Origin of the sequence: Paraburkholderia sp. C35 (assembly GCF_003121405.1) — a bacterium.
In the GTDB taxonomy this organism is placed as follows: domain Bacteria; phylum Pseudomonadota; class Gammaproteobacteria; order Burkholderiales; family Burkholderiaceae; genus Paraburkholderia.
In genome coordinates this window covers 24,801-39,611 of record NZ_QBUY01000014.1, presented here as the reverse complement: position 1 = coordinate 39,611, position 14,811 = coordinate 24,801, and the positions used below count along the sequence as shown (strand labels likewise).

General features: G+C 55.3%; 14 protein-coding genes. 8 read left to right on the top strand and 6 right to left on the bottom strand.

From position 1 onward, the window contains the following. Positions 1–93 precede the first annotated feature (93 nt). The 4 genes from DK391_RS11760 to DK391_RS11740 all read right to left on the bottom strand — a co-directional run bounded on the left by DK391_RS11760 (position 94) and on the right by DK391_RS11740 (position 3,539). Complete coding sequence (locus DK391_RS11760; protein ID WP_109478171.1) at positions 94–549, bottom strand: Rrf2 family transcriptional regulator; 456 nt, start codon at positions 547–549, stop codon at positions 94–96. 264 nt (positions 550–813) lie between these two features. Continuing rightward, positions 814–1,323 (bottom strand): MarR family winged helix-turn-helix transcriptional regulator, encoded by a 510-nt coding sequence (locus tag DK391_RS11755; protein WP_109478170.1) that lies wholly within the window; start codon positions 1,321–1,323, stop codon positions 814–816. Positions 1,324–1,645: 322 nt separating this feature from the next. After that, positions 1,646–2,779, bottom strand: a complete 1,134-nt coding sequence (locus tag DK391_RS11745; protein ID WP_109478168.1) for a porin — start codon at positions 2,777–2,779, stop codon at positions 1,646–1,648. A 46-nt stretch (positions 2,780–2,825) separates the two neighbouring features. After that, positions 2,826–3,539, bottom strand: a complete 714-nt coding sequence (locus DK391_RS11740; protein ID WP_109478248.1) for an NAD(P)H-dependent oxidoreductase — start codon at positions 3,537–3,539, stop codon at positions 2,826–2,828. Positions 3,540–4,179: 640 nt separating this feature from the next. Here DK391_RS11740 and DK391_RS11735 point away from each other — a divergent pair. The 3 genes from DK391_RS11735 (at position 4,180) to DK391_RS44850 (ending at position 7,168) form a co-directional block, all read left to right on the top strand. Next, positions 4,180–4,791: a TetR/AcrR family transcriptional regulator gene (locus DK391_RS11735; protein WP_239482795.1), complete on the top strand. Its 612-nt coding sequence runs from the start codon at positions 4,180–4,182 to the stop codon at positions 4,789–4,791. Between the two features lie 208 nt (positions 4,792–4,999). Beyond that, the gene (locus DK391_RS11730; RefSeq protein ID WP_204117345.1) at positions 5,000–6,631 is read left to right on the top strand and encodes a molybdopterin-dependent oxidoreductase; all 1,632 of its coding nucleotides are present in this window, start codon (positions 5,000–5,002) and stop codon (positions 6,629–6,631) included. A gap of 51 nt (positions 6,632–6,682) precedes the next feature. Further along, positions 6,683–7,168: a molybdopterin dinucleotide binding domain-containing protein gene (locus tag DK391_RS44850; RefSeq protein ID WP_204117344.1), complete on the top strand. Its 486-nt coding sequence runs from the start codon at positions 6,683–6,685 to the stop codon at positions 7,166–7,168. An 85-nt stretch (positions 7,169–7,253) separates the two neighbouring features. Here DK391_RS44850 and DK391_RS11725 read toward each other — a convergent pair whose 3' ends face one another. Continuing rightward, the gene (locus tag DK391_RS11725) at positions 7,254–8,465 is read right to left on the bottom strand and encodes an ABC transporter substrate-binding protein (RefSeq protein ID WP_109478167.1); all 1,212 of its coding nucleotides are present in this window, start codon (positions 8,463–8,465) and stop codon (positions 7,254–7,256) included. Between the two features lie 114 nt (positions 8,466–8,579). After that, on the bottom strand, positions 8,580–10,223 hold the full coding sequence (locus DK391_RS11720) for an AMP-binding protein (RefSeq protein ID WP_109478166.1): 1,644 nt from the start codon (positions 10,221–10,223) through the stop codon (positions 8,580–8,582). A gap of 319 nt (positions 10,224–10,542) precedes the next feature. On the opposite strand from DK391_RS11720, the gene DK391_RS11715 reads away from it, so the two are divergent. The 5 genes from DK391_RS11715 to DK391_RS11695 all read left to right on the top strand — a co-directional run bounded on the left by DK391_RS11715 (position 10,543) and on the right by DK391_RS11695 (position 14,722). Then, positions 10,543–11,253, top strand: a complete 711-nt coding sequence (locus DK391_RS11715) for an SDR family oxidoreductase (protein WP_109478165.1) — start codon at positions 10,543–10,545, stop codon at positions 11,251–11,253. Positions 11,254–11,277: 24 nt separating this feature from the next. Further along, positions 11,278–11,868, top strand: coding sequence for a 2-hydroxychromene-2-carboxylate isomerase (locus DK391_RS11710; protein WP_109478164.1), 591 nt, complete (start codon positions 11,278–11,280; stop codon positions 11,866–11,868). A 56-nt stretch (positions 11,869–11,924) separates the two neighbouring features. Then, complete coding sequence (locus DK391_RS11705; protein WP_109478163.1) at positions 11,925–13,112, top strand: acetyl-CoA C-acyltransferase family protein; 1,188 nt, start codon at positions 11,925–11,927, stop codon at positions 13,110–13,112. Between the two features lie 648 nt (positions 13,113–13,760). Then, positions 13,761–14,207, top strand: coding sequence for a MarR family winged helix-turn-helix transcriptional regulator (locus DK391_RS11700; protein ID WP_109478162.1), 447 nt, complete (start codon positions 13,761–13,763; stop codon positions 14,205–14,207). Between the two features lie 80 nt (positions 14,208–14,287). Then, positions 14,288–14,722: a nuclear transport factor 2 family protein gene (locus tag DK391_RS11695; RefSeq protein WP_162600787.1), complete on the top strand. Its 435-nt coding sequence runs from the start codon at positions 14,288–14,290 to the stop codon at positions 14,720–14,722. Positions 14,723–14,811 lie beyond the last annotated feature (89 nt).

The following is a 14,811-nucleotide window of genomic DNA, read 5'->3' as shown; positions in this document are numbered from 1 at the left end:
CACAATTTCTTTTCATGACGAACGGAACCGTTACGCTTCGCTGAGGCGGTTCGACTGTTGCGCGCAAGCCGTCTGCAACCAACGGATCGCCTGTCAAATGGGTGGGCGGTAACTACCGATCTTAAAACCGGCCAATCTCGCGGCATCCTCAGTCACATCCTGGACCGTAACGGAGGCCAGCTCATGCTCCAGGGCAGACTGAGCTCTTGAGAACACAGGGTTCAGTACATCAAGAATGACGCGCCCGATTGGACATCGTTGCGAAGGCTCAGTCCTGTGACGAGCGAAGATTTCGGTTTCTTCGGTCGCTCTGTACACATCGATCAGCCGAATCTTTTTTGCCGGCCGCTTGAGCTGAACGCCCCCGCCAGCACCCAGTTGGGTCTGCGTTAAACCGGCTCTATTGAGCCGAACGAGCAGACTCCGAACGACGCTGGCACTGGTACTGGCGCTTCGCGCAAGATCTTCGGAGCGTAAAGGCTCCTCGCCTGCGGCGGCCAGGTTTGTTAGCAGATGAACTGCTACGGCGAAGCGGGTGCTCGTGGACATGACTGCATCATAGTGTGCAATCAACATAATTGCAATTACTTTCCGCAAGCGACCGTTTCAGACCACGCACACAGTACGGAGGGGAATCTTGAGCGCTTAAGGACCGGGCGCTGGCGCGATCTCCGACATAAGACGCGATCAGCTGTCTGACCGCGATGCACACGCCCGATCGTCTGGCACACCGCGCGTCAGGAGATTTGTAGCGCGTCGCAACCGTCGCTGAAGCGAACAGCGAGGCGAACGGCAGTCGTAGTCAACAAGCACTCACTCTTGAACTGCAAGGTCGTCGCCAACATGCTCACGCACCATATGAACGGTGTCGCGCAACGTCTTGCGAAGCAGACTCCAATGCTCAGGTCCAACTGCTTCGAGAAACGCCAATTGCGCGTCGCGCCACGCCTCTTCACTTGCGCGAAGAGCGGTGCGCCCTTTTGCTGTAACCGTCAGATTTTTCGCACGCCGATCCTCGGCGCTCTGTTCAATTTTCAGGAAACCACGAGCAATCAGCGGTTCGGTCAACCGGGTCACACTGGTGCGGTCCATCAGCATCGCATTCGCAACCTCCGTCACGCGCGCTGGAGCGAGCGCATCGATATTAATCAACAGGGTGTATTGCGAAATCGACAAGGGTACATCTTTCATTTTCGCGTTATACAAGCCGGTCAGGAGCCGCGACAGTCTGCTCACGTCGAAGAGCGCGCACTGCGACACCATTTCCTCGCCCAGCAACGGAGCGCGTTCCTTTGTCTTTTGATTCTGAGCACGTGGTTGCATTGAACAATCTCTGCGAAGTAGATGAGGGGCGTTCGCGCCGCGCGAGGGCCAAGCATTTCTCCCTTCCGGAGCAACCTTGATAACGGCACTCATAAAACGAGCAAACAGAGTGTCATATTAGGTGATAACGCACCTATTCACAAGCAATGGCTCTGTATCACCAGCGCCTGGCTCGAATACAAAGGCGGCGACCAACTCGACACCGCCGCCCTCATCTAACTCGCAACTCGCATCGATCTCCTTCGGGGAGGTATCGCAAACCTGCCCCTTGTCATCCTATCGATCTGTAATTTCTTACAATATCGATACAGTCTTTGTGCGATCAAAAAAAGTGCCGGATACCAGCCATAACTCCGAGTTGTCCGACGCCCGCGGCCGGCGTCGTACCTCCGCCGCCCGCACTGACCGAGTAGCGTGCTCGACTGCTGTTGGCAAGATAGGCGGTCTGTAGATAGACGGCAGTGCGCTTCGATAGCAGATAGGTGCCACGCACCACGCCCAATGTAGCTCGCGCATCCTGCGCGGCATTGACGATGCGGTACGCTTCACCGTCGACGATAAAGGTCGGCGTTATCGGGTACCAGGCGCCTACATAGAACAAATTCGAGTGCGCGCCAGTTGCTGTCGTTGAACTGGTGACTACATTGCGGCCAACCCACCCGGCGCCGATCTTCAAAGCACTTAGCTTCACGTAGCCATTTGCGGTAACACGGACGTCCTTGTCACCAGAGTTTGTCAAGGGAATGGTTGCTGCGCCGTCAAAAAAATTCGCCGCCGCGTTCGGCCCACCGCGCTGCTCATCGTACACGGCTGCGAGACCGAAGAGGCTCGAATCGTATCGCAGCATCGCCGACACCTGCCGACATTGCGTGAATTGACCCGGCGCGGAGCCTGCGCAGGTTCCCTGTCCGGGAGAATTCCCTGTACCCGTTGAGTCACGCCCGAACGAGTACGTAGCACCAAGCGTGAAACCGTTCCACGTTCCTTTATAACCGATCGTGTTATCGCTCCGTGCGTTCACTATGTATGCATCGAGCGACCCGATTCCATAGATGTTTGGACCGAGAATGTCAGCGTCACTGTCAACCACGAACGACATCGAGTACTGTCGGCCGAAAGTCAACATACCATATGGGCTACTGATACCAACCCACGCTTGTCGGCCAAAGAGACGGCCGCCTTGTCCCGAATCCCCGCCTCGTGTATTGAAACCACTCTCGATGACAAATTCTGCAGCATATCCGCCGCCAAGGTCCTCCTTACCGCGCAAGCCCCAACGGGAAGGCAATTCGCCCGTGATGCCTGGCATGCGGATCACGTGATCTCCGTTGGCGTTGGCATGCGAAACATACTCAATCCCAGTGTCCATCACGCCGTATAGCGTTACTGACGACTGTGCGAAAACTGCCGGACTTACCGCCGCGAGGACGCCAACACAAAAATGCTTTGTTTTCATATTGTTTTCAGACCGCGCTAAAGAAACTACCTGGAAATGAGTGTGCCTAGGCGCTCTGATGCACCTTGGGACGCAAGAACTGGTCGAAATCGTTGAGGCTTGGAAAGTCCATAGGCTGTTCACTATCAAGCGCAAGGAGACGCGCCCGATAGTTATCAAGCACAGCAGAACGAGCATCTTCGCTGATGTACGGGACGTGCCAGCCGACGAACGGTTGCAGTACGTCGAACCCCAGATACCCGAGCGTTCCACGCAACAAATGACGTAACATATCCGTGAGCGGACCGTGTATGCCATCGGCCTCAAACATGTGAGGCTGACCACCCAGCGTCAGAGCCACCAGTGCCTTCTTGCCCTTCATGCCACCACGGTCATAAAAACGCATCCCACCATAACAGCGGCCTGACACGAACACCCGGTCGACCCAGCCCTTCATGATCCCCGGCATCGAAAACCAATAAATTGGGAAGCTGAAGATAATCAGATCTGCCCATACGACCTTATCGAGTTCAGCCTTGATATCTGATGCCAGCAAACCGTTCGCATCCGCGTGACGCTGTTCGAGCGCATAGACGAGATATTCGTCATTCGCCCGCTCCAGAAAATCGTCTGCGCTTGCAATCGGGTTGAAGTGCATTTCGTAGAGGTCAGAAATGCGCACGTCGTGTCCCGCTTCAAGCAATGTCTGGGCGGCGGCGTCGCGCATCGCTGTCGTGAAAGATCCAGATTCCGGATGTGCGTGTACGATCAGAACGTTCATCTTCATTCACCTGAGCTAAAATTGATTGCGCCCCTTCTCGACCCCAACGTGCCTGCTAATGCGGAAGATAGATCGCAGGACGTCAAACTCCGCCTTGATTGATTCGAATTCAACGCATTTGATTTGTAGCCGTCAAAGGTTTATTCGATAACCTTGTCGCAAAGCTCCAACTAGCCTCACATAACAACATGTGTGGCAAAAGCCGGCAGTCGAACACATCGCCTGATAGCTACCATTACGATTGCAAACTCCGATCCCACTGCGTCAAGAATCGGCCTTCTCGCATTACCGCCTTGCACCTGCCCAGCATCGTCTCCGGACGCTTGCGGAATAACCATGGAGTCAAAGCCGACAAGTAGACACCCGCTCCGGCGCAGTCAGTGGAACCCTCCGTTTGCCCGTCATCAAGCGCAGCCGCGCAGTCTCATATTTGGCTGCCTACGACCGTTAAGCGAAATTTTTCACCCCTCATCTTTGTCAGTGTTGAAAAACTTCACAGTGGGCGTACGATACGTGTATCCACACTCATATGCAAGAAGATGGTCCCCCGTGAATACCCTCCCCTGAGCCTGTCGCCCTCACGAATATCCAGGAAGGCAGACAAGTCTCAACGGTCGATCAGTATGTGACAGGATTGGCTATGAATATCCCGGATATGTTTGAAGATGAGACATCACCTACGAAGCGCGCAAGAGTGTCTCGAGAAAACGCCCGCGTGGCTCTGCTTGACGCTGCGCACGTTCTTTTTTGCAAGCGCGGCATTGATGCGGTGTCAGTTGACGATATCGTCTGCAAGGCCGGCCTGCAGAAGGTCACGCTCTATCGTGCATTCGGTTCACGGCAGGCTCTCGTCATGGAATACGTTCGAATCCAGTGTGAAGCTGAACGATGCATCTGGGACGCGCCAGCCTCTGAAAACATTTCAGAGGATCCTCAAGTCCAGCTAGTGAACCTCTTCGGTCGTCTTTCCGAGGGAGCCGCCAGCGGCACCATCGGTCAAATCCAGGCGTTGCATGCGCAGTGTGCACAACGGTGCGACGAGGTTGAGATTCTATTGCGTTGCCAGTCGCGGCAGTTGCGATGTCATCTCAACGCTCTATGCACGAAGCTCAAGACACCGAACCCTCATGCGTTAAGCGTCGCGCTTTTCTCGCTCTGGCAAGGCATTGCGCTAAACGCGTGGACCGGTGCCGAAATTCCTTCGCCGGCCGAGCTGGAAAGGATCGTTAGCAACATGCTGGCGCATTTTTGACGCAAAGTGTCTTCATCGCACAGTTGATCACACGCTCGACATACAGCGCCTCGACGAACTCCAAAGATACTTCTTCCGCGTGAAATATGCCGAGATCGTGACGCATTCCAACTTGCAACCGGGAACCACCGGACTATACTACGTGTAAATACACCTATTATGCGATTTACCAACCATCAGCCCAATACGGCGGTGACTGGAGACAAGGATGGTCGAAAAGCGCACGCTCTGTTCCGGATGCGATATCTATTGCCAGGTACGCGCGGTCGTGCCAGCCTCAGGCAATGTGGCCGACGTTCGCGTGAAAGCCACGGATCCCCGACCGCTGTATGCCAACCTGTGTATGAAGGGCGTGCACGCACCTCAAGGATTCTCCCATCCCGACCGCCTGCTCACACCGCTGAAGCGGAAAGGTGCACGAGGCGGCGGGAAATGGCAGCCGATCGACTGGGAAACTGCGCTTGATGAAATCGCCCTCAAACTGGAACAGATTGTCGCTCGCTATGGACCTGAAGCCCTCGCGGTTTCAACATCCCAGTGGAACACTCAGACTGATGGTGGCGCAGCTCGGCGCTTCATGAATTTCCTCGGCTCACCGAACTGGATAAGCGGTGTCGCCATCTGCGCGGGCAACACCGCCGCAGTCAATCGCCTCGTCTACGGCTGGTTTCCCTATCCGGATTACACGAAGACACAATGCATCGTTCTGTTCGGACACAATCCGAAGCTGCATTCATGGACTCCCGTCTACAACTCGATACGGCGTGCCCAGGCTCGGGGGGCAAAGCTTATCGTGCTCGATCCTCGAAAAAGTGAGAATGCTGAGCTCGCCGATTTGTGGCTGCCGTTGAAGCCAGGTACAGACGCTGCGATGTGCTTCGGTTGGCTCCATGTCATCCTCGAAGAGGGGCTGTACGACCATGCTTTCGTCGAACGTTGGACAACCGGCTTCGACGAGTTGCACGCGCGCGTAAAAGAGTTTCCGCTAACGAGAGTTGCAGAGCTAACTGGCGTTCCTGCAGAACTGATAGCGCAGGCAGCACGCATGTACGCGACGTGTGGTCCCTCCGTGATTCCATGGACACCTATCACTGATCAACAGCGCAACTCCACCTCCGCCATACGTCTGATGTGCATCATGCGGGCGATCTGTGGTTACCTCGATGTGCCTGGCGGCGAATTGCTGCATGGCTTCCATCCAGACATCGTTCACGAATCGGAGATCGAATGTCACCCCGCGCTCAGCGACTCGCAGAAGCGAAAGCAACTGGGTAGCGACACGCACCCGCTTTTTACCTACCGCGGCATGCAAGCGTTAAACGCGCCGGCCGAACGTGTGTGGGGCCACGCCTGGCCGAATCTGATAAACGGCTGCTACATGGCGACGCCATCGGCAGTTTTTCGCGCCATGGCTGACGGTGACCCATATCCTGTGAAGGCGTTCGTTACGCTCGGAAACAACACATTGATGAGTTTCGCCAACATGCAGCTGATTGAGCGGGCGCTCCTCAATCAAGATCTGGTGGTCGCAGTTGAACATTTCCGTACACCGACCGCGCAGCTTGCGGACTATATCCTCCCAGGCGACGCATGGCTCGAACGAAATGCACTTGCTGACGGTTTCGGCTGGACTGCGATCTATCGGCCGTCGCAGAAAGTAGTCGAGCCACCTGGTGAATGCCGGGGCGTGTACGATTTCTGGCGTGGCCTCGCCATCCGCATGGGTCTCGGTCAACATTTCCCGTGGCCAACAAACGAGGCGTTGCTTGATGCGCGCGTGGAGCGTCTGGGTGTCAGCTTTGAGGCATTTGCTGAGGAACATGCCTACCACGCTCCCTAGTATCGTTTCAGAAAGTACGAAGAAACTGGGTTCGCCACGCCGTCTGGACGGGTGGAACTCTCGTCATCGGGGTTGCAGGAACTCGGCTTCGATCCCCTGCCATATTGGCGCGATGCCCCGCCAGCTGACGCCCGCTACCCGCTGACAATGTTTATGGGTGTGCGCGATGACGAGTTCTTTCAGACGGGACACCGCCATATCACCGCGTTGCGCTCCCGCAAACCTGAACCTTTGATGTTCGTAACTTCGGCTGACGCAGCCGAAATTGGCGTCGCAGAGGGAGACTGGGCCGAAGTCATCACGTCACAAGGCCGCGTCAAGTTAAAGACATCAATTCGCAACGATATGCAGCAAGGGACTGTGCGCGTCCCCCACGGCTGGTGGTTGCCCGAACGTGAAGAAGGTGACGGTACGCTGTCGGGGGCCTGGGAATTTGCCGATGCCCAAATTTGTCCAGACGACGAGGATCATCTTGACAGGGAACAAGGGATTCCCCATATGAAAGGCATCGCGTGTCGCGTGCAAAAGCTCACGTGACAAAAACATTACCGACACTGAAGGCGTTCGTGAAGATGACGACATCGCTTCGGTCCGAAGCGATGTCGCTGAAGCGGAATGAGGTTCACATCTTCTTCATGAAGCGCGGGCACCTGCTTTTCGACATAGGCTGGAATGCGGTATCGCCCGGGATCGTCGACATCACGCGATAGACATCCCAACGACTTTTCGAGTCGGCCGGTGCCTTCACCTGCATAAGGTAGATGTCGTGCACCATCCGTCCGTCCTCCCGGATCTTGCCGTTGGTCGCAAAAAAATCATTGATCGGTGTCTCGCGCATTTTTCGCATCACAGCAGCGGCCTCAACCGTATTGGCGGCCTTTACAGCATTCAGATAGTGTAACGTCGCTGAATAGTCACCTGCCTGCATGGCGCTAGGCATCTTGCCAGTCATTTTGAAGAAGCGTTGTGACCTATTGCGGGTGGCATCGTTAAAATCCCAATAGAATGCCTCGGTTACGTAGATCCCTTGCGTAGCCTGTAATCCGATTGCCGATACGTCTGTATTGAATAGTGATAGCGCAACGAGCCGCTGCCCTCCCTTCTTCGTCAATCCAAACTCGGCCGCTGACTTGACCGAATTCTGCGCATCCTGACCACCGTTCGCCAGAGCGACTACTTGCGCGCCGGAGCTTTGCGCACGGAGCATGAAAGAAGAGAAATCCGAAGCGGCGAGCGGATGACGCACTGAGCCGATCACCTTACCACCCGATTGCTTCACAACATTCATCGCGTTGTCTTCCAGTGATTTCCCGAAAGAATAATCGGCGGTGATGAAATACCACGACTTCCCGTCCTGCTTGAGCACAGCGCTCGCGGTGCCAGTCGCCATTGCATACGCATCCCACGCGTAGTGCACAGTGACAGGCGTGCAATCTTCATTAGTCAGTGTGTCCGTTCCTGCGCCATGCACAATTACAATTCGCGACTTCTCCGCAGCGACCTTCGACACCGCGATGGCAACCGAAGAATTCATCAGGTCGGTGATCATCGTGACCTGGCCCACATCAAACCATTCGCGAGCCTTACCCGCACCGATATCAGCCTTGTTGTGATGGTCAGCCGATATCACTTCGATGGGTTTTCCGAACATCTGGCCGCCAAAGTCGGCAACTGCCATCTTTACCGCGGCGAGAGAACCACTACCAGTGAGATCTGCGTAGTTACCCGACATGTCGGTCAACACCCCAATCTTCACCTGTTGCGATGCAGGGCTCTGGGCAAACACAGGTAATGCTGCGATCGCAAGCGACGCGACTAGTGCTCCACTTTTCATGAGTGTCTCCTCAAATGCTGAACTTCGGCCCCGTACTCACAGCTCACGCTGCGAAAAAATGTATTTATCAGGCTGGTCTATGACGAGACCAACTGGCCCGGCTTTCCTCGACGGTCATGCGGCGGCATTCGTCGCGAGCCACTCTTTTGCAAGCTCCCTTAGCCGGAACTTCTGCACCTTGCCCGTTGCCGTGCGCTCGATAGGCCCGAATACCACCCGTTTCGGGATCTTGTAACGCGCCATGCGCTCCGAGCAATGTTGCACCAGCTCGTCCACGCTCAGTTCCGCTCCGTCGACCAGACGGACGAATGCGAATGGTACCTCCCCCCACTTCGGATCGGGCGCGGCTACCACGGCCGCCTCAAATACTGCCGGGTGAGCAAGTAGAACCTCTTCGACTTCGAGCGAAGACATCTTCTCGCCGCCGGAGTTGATCATGTCCTTCGAGCGGTCACGAATCGATATGTAGCCGTCGGGGTCACGTACGCCAAGATCCCCTGTGTGGAACCATCCGCCTTGGAACGCCTCGTTCGTCGCATCGGGGTTTTTCAGATACCCACGCATGACGGTATTGCCACGCACGACAACCTCGCCAATCGTCTCACCATCACGTGGTACTGGTTCACCGTTCGGCCCAAACACATCAAGCGCTTCGCAGGCGGGATACTGTATGCCAGCGCGCGATTTGAGCCGGAAGCGCTCGTCAGGCGGATACACGTTCCATGGCGCCTGCCATGCACTTACCACTGTCGACGCGTACGTTTCGGTAAGGCCATACACCTGTGTGACGACAGCGCCTAGTCGCTCGACATCTTCGATAACGCGCGGAGCGGGTGCGGCACCCGCGGTAAGTATGTTGACTGGGCCGTTAAACCCGAGTCCCTCACGCGCGCACTCCGCTAACGACGAAAGGACCACTGGTGCCGCACAAAAATTGCTCACTCCGTGAACATTGGTTAGCCGGATGATTTCCTCTGCATCGACCTTTCGCAGGCAGACGTGCGTTCCACCGAGGAGTGTGACGGTCCAAGGGAAACACCAGCCGTTACAATGAAACAACGGCAAAACCCAAAGATATACGGGATGGGCACGCATCGACCATGCAATGACGTTTGCCATCGCGTTCAGATACGCGCCGCGATGATGCGTCACTACCCCCTTAGGGTTCCCAGTGGTTCCTGATGTGTAGGAAATCGCGATTGCATCCCATTCATCGCTTGGGCTTATGAGACTCGACCGTGATGCACCGCTCTCAAGCGCCCGCTCGTAACTGAATGCGCTGTTGATCTCGCTAGGCGGAAAGCTTGCGTGGACGTCATGTACCTCTACGAGCCGGGGAGGATTCTTCATCTTTGCAAGAGCTGTCGCTACGACTCGTGCGTATTCGCTATCGAACACCAATACCTTCGTTTCGGCGTGCTCCATCTGAAAGCGAATTGCATCAGCGTCAAGCCGCGTATTGACCGCATGCAGCACGCGCCCACCGCTGATCGCGCCGAACTGCAATTCAACCATTTGGGGAATATTCGGAAGCATGACCGATACCGTATCTCCACGTACCAGGCCCAGTCCGTCCAGGAAGCCTGCGAACGCCATGCTTCGTTCGAGCAGCTGTCTGTATGTGATCTGACGATTGCGATAGATGATCGCCGTCATCCCGGGATAGACGTCCGCAGTACGGCGCAGGAACGAAAGCGGGGTCAAGCACTCGTAGTTTGCTGCACACTTCTGAAGCCCATAATCGAATATCGACGACATTGTTGAGAGTCTCCATTTCTTTCTGGCGGGCCTGATGCTGCTCGAATGTTCTTCGAATCAGAATATTATGTGTATTCACACCTATATTCAAGGATGCACCCATCAAGAAAAACCCGAAGCAACGTCCCGTGATGGTGCGTCGTTTTAGGTACGAGTCGTTTCTGCACCGCCGCAAGAACCGACGTCAGGAAGGTCACACGGACATCGCGTTCGTACCGACTTGCAAATCTACCGCAACGGAACTACGATAGGTGTGTTCACACGTATATTTGATTGGAGACGTCTGATTATGGTGATCCACCCACGTACTGCACTCGTCATGGGTGCTGGGGACAGCCTGGGAGCGGCGCTAGCACGTCGCTTCGCCGCAGAAGGCCTAGCGGTGTGTGTTGCGCGGCGAAATGCCGAACACCTCGCGCCTCTTGTCGACGAGATCCGCGCGGCCGGCGGCGTTGCCCATGCGTTTGGTTGCGACGCACGAAAGGAAGATCAGATCACGGGACTTTTTGAGCAGATCGAGAAGGAAATCGGTCCTCTCGAGATTGTCGTATTCAATATCGGTGCGAATGTGCAGTTCAATTTGCGGGAGACAACTGCGCAGAAGTATTACAAGGTCTGGGAAATGGCATGTTTCTCCGGCTTTCTAACAGGCCGCGAAGCCGCTCGCTATATGGCACCGCGTGGACACGGCACCATCTTTTTCACGGGCGCGACGGCCAGCATTCGCGGTGCTGAAGGATATAGCGCGTTCGCCGGCGCCAAACACGGCCTGCGCTCGCTTGCCCAGTCGATGGCCCGCGAGTTCGGCAAGCAAGGCCTGCATATCGTGCATCCTGTCATCGACGGCCCAATCGATACGCCCTTTGTGCGGCAACGATTTCCTGAACTCGTTGCGCAACGCCCCGCAGACGGGCTGCTCGCACCAGCCGATATCGCCGATACGTACTGGTTTTTACATACGCAGAAACGCAGCGCATGGACGTTCGAAATTGCCATCCGTCCGTGGCTCGAACCAATCACAAACTTCTGATTTCGCGAAATCGTGGGAGCTTAAATGTCCAAAAGCATCGACTTTTATTTCGACTACGGTAGTCCAACAAGCTATCTGGCGTATAAGCAGATGCCCGGTCTGAGTCAACGGACGGGAGCAACGATAAATTATCTTCCGATCCTGCTCGGCGGCGTCCTCCAGGCGACATCCAACAGATCGCCGATGGAACTCCCTACCAAACGCGTATGGATGGTCAGAGACATGAAGTTCTTTGCCGACCGCTATGGTGTGCCGTTTGAACACAACCCGGCCTTCCCGATCAACACTCTCGTCTTGATGCGCGGCGCAACCTATGCGGCTCAGGAGGGCTTTCTCGACAGATATTCCGATGCGGTGTTTGACGCGATGTGGGGTCACCCAAAGAACATGTCCGACCCCAATGTTATCGGTGCGGTGTTAGCAAACGCCGACCTTGACGTAAAGCGGATTGTCGCTGCCACCCAGGAACCGCAGATCAAGGAGAAGCTCAAAGCAGACACTCAGGTAGCTATCGATCGCGGCGCGTTCGGAGCCCCAACGTTTTTCGTTGATGACCACATGTTTTTCGGTCAGGACCGGATTCAATATCTCGAAGAATATCTCGTAGGATTGTAATCCCCTTCTCCGGTCACAGATGAAACCGATTCAGACTCGATTGCAGGTGACACACAATGAATGCCTTGAACGAAGTATTCGTCGTCAGCGCAGCGCGGACCGCCGTAGGCACATTCGGCGGAAGCCTAAAAGACACGCCGCTTGCCGAACTTGCCACACTCGTCGTCAAGGAAGCACTTACTCGTGCAAAACTTGGCGCCGATAGCGTTGGCCACCTCGTGGTAGGCAACGTCATCCCGACCGAACCCAGGGATGCGTATCTGAGCCGGGTTGCCGCGCTATCGGCGGGAATGCCCGTCACGACGCCAGCATTTAATGTGAACCGGCTCTGCGGATCCGGTTTGCAGGCAATCGTGTCTGCCGCACAAAGCGTGACGCTTGGCAATTGTGAGATTGCCGTTGCGGCGGGTGCCGAGTCCATGTCGCGTGGACCATATCTCATGCAGGCAGCACGCTGGGGTGCACGCATGGGTGACACGCAGTTGCTCGACTATATGGTTGGTGTACTCCATGATCCGATTCACAATATCCACATGGGGATTACCGCTGAGAACGTCGCCGCCGAGTTCAAGGTGTCCCGCGATGATATGGACGCGCTTTCCGCGGAAAGTCACCGGCGAGCCGCCGCAGCGACTGAAGCAGGATATTTCCGAAGCCAGATTGTACCCGTCCCAGTGATGCACAAGCGGCAACCGTTGAATTTCGAAATCGACGAGCATGTGAAAGCCCAGACAACCGTCGAAACGCTCCAGAAAATGAAGCCGGCATTCAAGAAGGATGGCCTTGTGACTGCGGGAAACTCATCCGGGGTCAATGACGGCGCCGCGGCACTGGTCCTCGCATCGGGGGATGCTGTCAAAAAACACGGACTAACCCCACTCGCACGTCTCGTGAGCTATGGCCACGCAGGTGTGGAGCCGAAAATCATGGGTATCGGTTCAGTTCCTGCAGCGCGACAAGCATTATTCCGCGCAGGGCTTTCCGCGTCTGACCTGACTACCGTCGAAGCGAATGAGGCATTTGCCGCACAAGCCTGTGCAGTGCCCCAACAGCTCGAACTTGATCCCGCGATAGTCAATCCTCACGGTTCCGGGATTTCCATCGGACATCCGATCGGGGCAACAGGCGCAATCATTTCCACGAAAGCAATCCATGAGCTGCTCCGGACCGGCGGGAGATATGCACTTGTGACGATGTGCATCGGAGGTGGTCAGGGCATAGCAGCCGTGTACGAACGCGTATAGAACTGATTAGTTTGGCCAAGCGCTCTACCACAAGAAGACGTGACTCTCCAAGATTCGGTCGTCTTCGATGAATTCATTTGGCGTAGACGGCTTCCTCCGGGAACGCAGGACGCAACGAGATCACTCGCTCCACGAGCTGTACAAATAAAAAATCAAAAAGTGATTTCACCGGGTTGGGCGCCCTTCCTTGGCCGCTCCGCCTCCAGTCGATTTTTTGCGTTTCTCTGGATGTCAGCTGTCCGGAAATGCCTCACGTAGGGAAGGCGGCGCCCCTTACTCAGGCGCGCCCAGTTTCGGCTGATGTACGGTGGCCCACGTCCGAGGCCCGGTACCGGGCAAAGCTGACATCGTCTGTCTCGTCCCAACATCACCGGTAAAAGGATCTTTCTACAACCAGCATGCTGGTATCGCATTTATCTTGACATGCATGTCAAGTTTGACTAACCTGTTAATCATGACAATGCCAGATGACTAAGCCGTTCACGGAAGCAACCGACAAGATTGATCGGAGGTCTTGTTGTTGCTTAGGTGAAGGCAATTCGGACGTGAACGTTCTTCGTCCCTGTTCCCCCGGGAAGGTATGTAAGAAGCAGTTGCTTGGTTTGCAGAGTGGTGGACAAGGAAAATAGCCCGCGAGGAGATAGCGCAGTGGATGAATCTAAAGATCTTGACGAGGTTTGCAACTGCTCCGCGCTTCGAAAAGCCACCCGCTACCTGACTGCGGTCTACGATCAAGCGCTAGAACCAACCGGGTTGAAGAGCACGCAGTTCATCGTGCTTAGCAAAATATCGCGGCTCGGCGGCTCAAGCGTGAAGCGATTGGCTGCTTTAATGGCGATGGATCGCACTACTCTTGCCGCCAATTTTAAGCCACTCGAACGAGATGGTTTTCTGAAAATTTGTCCTGGGGAAGATAAAAGGGAAAAGATTGTTCAGATAACTGAAAAGGGATTGACGCTATTAACGGAAGCAACCCCACTCTGGGCGTCCGCACAGTCCAGTTTTGAAAGCCGCTTCGGGGTCGGAAATGCCGAAGACATGCGCACAAAACTTCGAAGAGTCTTAAACATGGGATTCGATCCATGGGCAGAGTAAAGAAATCTTTGAATAACAATATCTGCCAAAAAAATTTTCAATAAAGGAGCATGTGCTCCTATATCTGGAGGAGTGAAGAGATGTCGAATGAAAAGCTGGTAAATGCCCTGAAGGCTGCCTTCGTTGGCTACGAGAGCAATGACAAGGAGCCGTTGTTCGCGCTTCTGCCGAGCGATTTCGTGTTCGAACAAACCGACTGCGTACCCTACGGCGGCCGCTACGAAGGTCCGGATGAGTTCCGCGGATACTGGCGTGAGGTGGGGAAAAAGTGGAAATACTTTCGCTACAACGCCGACGACATTATCGATGCAGGAGATACGCTGATTGTCGTGGTCAAGACCGATGCACTGTCCGTTGACGATATTGTGATGCGCAATGACCACCTGTTCCTGTTCAAGGCCAAAGATGGCGTTCCCACCTACTGCCGTCTGTACGCAGACACTGGCCGCGCGCGCGATGTGCTTGAAGGACGTGAGCCGCGCAAATATCCGAAGCCGGACCTTTCCAAGGTTTAAAGGCCTAAACACGCCCTCTCGCCTCTCGCTTTAACCATCGGCCCAACCCGCAACGCGGGTTGCGGCCGCATCTAACGCCCGTTTTCAGG

Coding starts and splice junctions, on each gene's coding strand:
- DK391_RS11760 (WP_109478171.1), bottom strand. CDS start 549: ATGTCCACGAGCACCCGCTTCGCCGTAGCAGTTCATCTGCTAACAAAC.
- DK391_RS11755 (WP_109478170.1), bottom strand. CDS start 1,323: ATGCAACCACGTGCTCAGAATCAAAAGACAAAGGAACGCGCTCCGTTG.
- DK391_RS11745 (WP_109478168.1), bottom strand. CDS start 2,779: ATGAAAACAAAGCATTTTTGTGTTGGCGTCCTCGCGGCGGTAAGTCCG.
- DK391_RS11740 (WP_109478248.1), bottom strand. CDS start 3,539: ATGAACGTTCTGATCGTACACGCACATCCGGAATCTGGATCTTTCACG.
- DK391_RS11735 (WP_239482795.1), top strand. CDS start 4,180: ATGAATATCCCGGATATGTTTGAAGATGAGACATCACCTACGAAGCGC.
- DK391_RS11730 (WP_204117345.1), top strand. CDS start 5,000: ATGGTCGAAAAGCGCACGCTCTGTTCCGGATGCGATATCTATTGCCAG.
- DK391_RS11725 (WP_109478167.1), bottom strand. CDS start 8,465: ATGAAAAGTGGAGCACTAGTCGCGTCGCTTGCGATCGCAGCATTACCT.
- DK391_RS11720 (WP_109478166.1), bottom strand. CDS start 10,223: ATGTCGTCGATATTCGATTATGGGCTTCAGAAGTGTGCAGCAAACTAC.
- DK391_RS11715 (WP_109478165.1), top strand. CDS start 10,543: ATGGGTGCTGGGGACAGCCTGGGAGCGGCGCTAGCACGTCGCTTCGCC.
- DK391_RS11710 (WP_109478164.1), top strand. CDS start 11,278: ATGTCCAAAAGCATCGACTTTTATTTCGACTACGGTAGTCCAACAAGC.
- DK391_RS11705 (WP_109478163.1), top strand. CDS start 11,925: ATGAATGCCTTGAACGAAGTATTCGTCGTCAGCGCAGCGCGGACCGCC.
- DK391_RS11695 (WP_162600787.1), top strand. CDS start 14,288: ATGTCGAATGAAAAGCTGGTAAATGCCCTGAAGGCTGCCTTCGTTGGC.